Origin of the sequence: Lactiplantibacillus sp. 7.2.4, assembly GCF_018991185.1 — a bacterium.
Classification (GTDB): Bacteria; Bacillota; Bacilli; order Lactobacillales; family Lactobacillaceae; genus Lactiplantibacillus; species Lactiplantibacillus pentosus.
Genome location: NZ_JAGYGS010000124.1, coordinates 1 through 2,135 on the forward strand (window position 1 = coordinate 1; position 2,135 = coordinate 2,135).

Genomic DNA, 2,135 nt, shown 5'->3' on the forward strand with positions numbered 1-2,135 from the left:
GGTAAAATAAACGCATCTCAAATTTGGAGGAACTGAAATGCGTTTAGATGTTGAGCAGTGTGTCCAGCAATATATTATGAACAAAATAAAGCCCAACTTCGCTGAAATTGGTCGGCGATACGGTGTTGATCCACGAACGGTAAAAAGATACTACAATTTAGGGCTTACGCCCCCAGATGAGCAGCCACAACCCTTACGGCGGCCGAGTAAACTTGACGATTATCGAAAAACGATTGAAGAAAAGGTTCTAGAAGGCTGTTCGGCAACGGCAATTTATTACTTTATCAAAGAACGTGGCTATCAAGGAAGGCAAAGTATTCTCAGAGACTATTGTCGAACCATCAGAAAAGCCGCAACGAAAAAAGCCACTATCCGGATTGAAACCTCGCCAGGGCTTTCAGCCCAGGTTGATTGGAAAGAAGATTTAACGTTGGTTTCTCGGCATGGAGAGATTGTCAAAGGCAACATCTTCTTATATGTTTTAGGGTACTCGCGAATGAAATACATGCAATTTACCTTCAGTCGCAGCCAAATTACCTTTTTTGATTGCTTAACTAATGCCTTTTGGGCAACCGGGGGTGTGCCGAAAGAAATCTGGTTTGACAACCAAAAGGTTGTCGTCGATCATCATAAAAGTAATTTTGGTAAGCCGGTATTTAATGAAACCTTCGTTGAATACGCTAAGGACGCTGGTTTCAAGCCAATTGCTTGTCGACCGTTTCGGCCACAAACCAAAGGAAAGGTTGAGGCGCTGGCCAGAACTACTCAGCGAATCAAAGTTTACAACCACGAGTTTGAAGAGCCGCTAGACTTAGCCGAGATCGTCCATTTGACGTGTGATCAGCTGAATCATGAGAAGTCTCAGGCGACTCAAATTCCGCCTTATTTATTGCTTGATAAAGAAAAAGAGTATCTCCATGATTTTGATCACGACTTACTCGATGCCTATGCCAGCCAAACCATCGCAAGGAAAGTTAGCAAGGAATCAATGATTGTCTTTCAAAATCGGAAATACTCCGTCCCCATAAGATATATTGACGAAACCGTACAAATTAAACACGATGACAATACTCTATACATTTATTATAACGGAGAATTAATTCGTTCTCACCCTATTTCACTGAAAAGATTTACTTACCTTCGCGATGACATGGAAGAGATTGTCCGATCAGACCTTTATAAGAATCGTGATGACCGAGTCATTGATGATTACGTCGACCGAAACCTGAAGATGTTTGATGAAATGGAGTGAGAAAATGGCCAATTACCAAGCTTTATACACCAACCTTAGACAATTAAAGTTAGATCGTTTCGCCGAACATTTAGGCTACCTATTGGATCATCAAGATGAAGCACCCAAGTCCTTGAGTGATGCCTTATTCGAATTGACAACGGCTGAGCTTAAATACCGGGAACAAAAAAAGATTAATTTGAGAATTAAACTAGCCCGCTTTCCATATGAAAAAACGTTAGCTGACTTTGACTTTAGTTATCAACCGGGAATTAACCAAGGGATAATTGAGGACTTGGGATCACTAAGATTCACCCAAGAGAATCAAAACGTTTTGTTTATCGGCACCTCCGGTGTCGGTAAAACTCACCTAGCCACCGCCATTGGAATTGAAGGGTGTAAACAAGGAATTTCAACGCAGTTTATTCGATGTAGCGACCTCATCAACAAGCTTCAAACAGCACAAGTTCAAGGCCGGAGCGAAGAAGTGCTACGCCGGTATGCCCGTTTTCAAATTCTAATCATTGATGAGATTGGTTATCTTCCAATTGAGTCAGTGGGCGCTAAGCTGTTTTTTCAGTTAATTGAAAGACGATACGAACGGAAATCAACCATTATCACCACTAATATTCCGCTTTCTAAGTGGGGAAACACCTTTTCAGATAAGATGTTAGCTAACGCCATTTTAGATCGCTTGGTTCATCACGCTAAAGTTATCCGAATCACTGGTCGATCATATCGAATGAAAGATCATTTAATTGAAAAGAAGGATAATTCCGGACCTGATTTATCAGGTTTCAACGCACAAAATAAAGAAAGGAGCAGTGAGACACTGTAAACTTTATCGGTAAAAAACAGCATTTTTTAATCGGCAAAAAACGACATTTTCACATCGGCGTTGACA

The 2,135-nt window shown here is 41.0% G+C and carries 2 protein-coding genes; both read left to right on the forward strand.

Features of this window, described 5'->3' with window-relative positions:
- Nucleotides 1-37: 37 nt before the first annotated feature.
- Complete coding sequence (gene istA / locus KGF70_RS16745; protein WP_216748756.1) at nucleotides 38-1,252, forward strand: IS21 family transposase; 1,215 nt, start codon at nucleotides 38-40, stop codon at nucleotides 1,250-1,252.
- Between the two features lie 4 nt (nucleotides 1,253-1,256).
- Nucleotides 1,257-2,069: an IS21-like element helper ATPase IstB gene (gene istB, locus KGF70_RS16750; RefSeq protein ID WP_053359344.1), complete on the forward strand. Its 813-nt coding sequence runs from the start codon at nucleotides 1,257-1,259 to the stop codon at nucleotides 2,067-2,069.
- Nucleotides 2,070-2,135 lie beyond the last annotated feature (66 nt).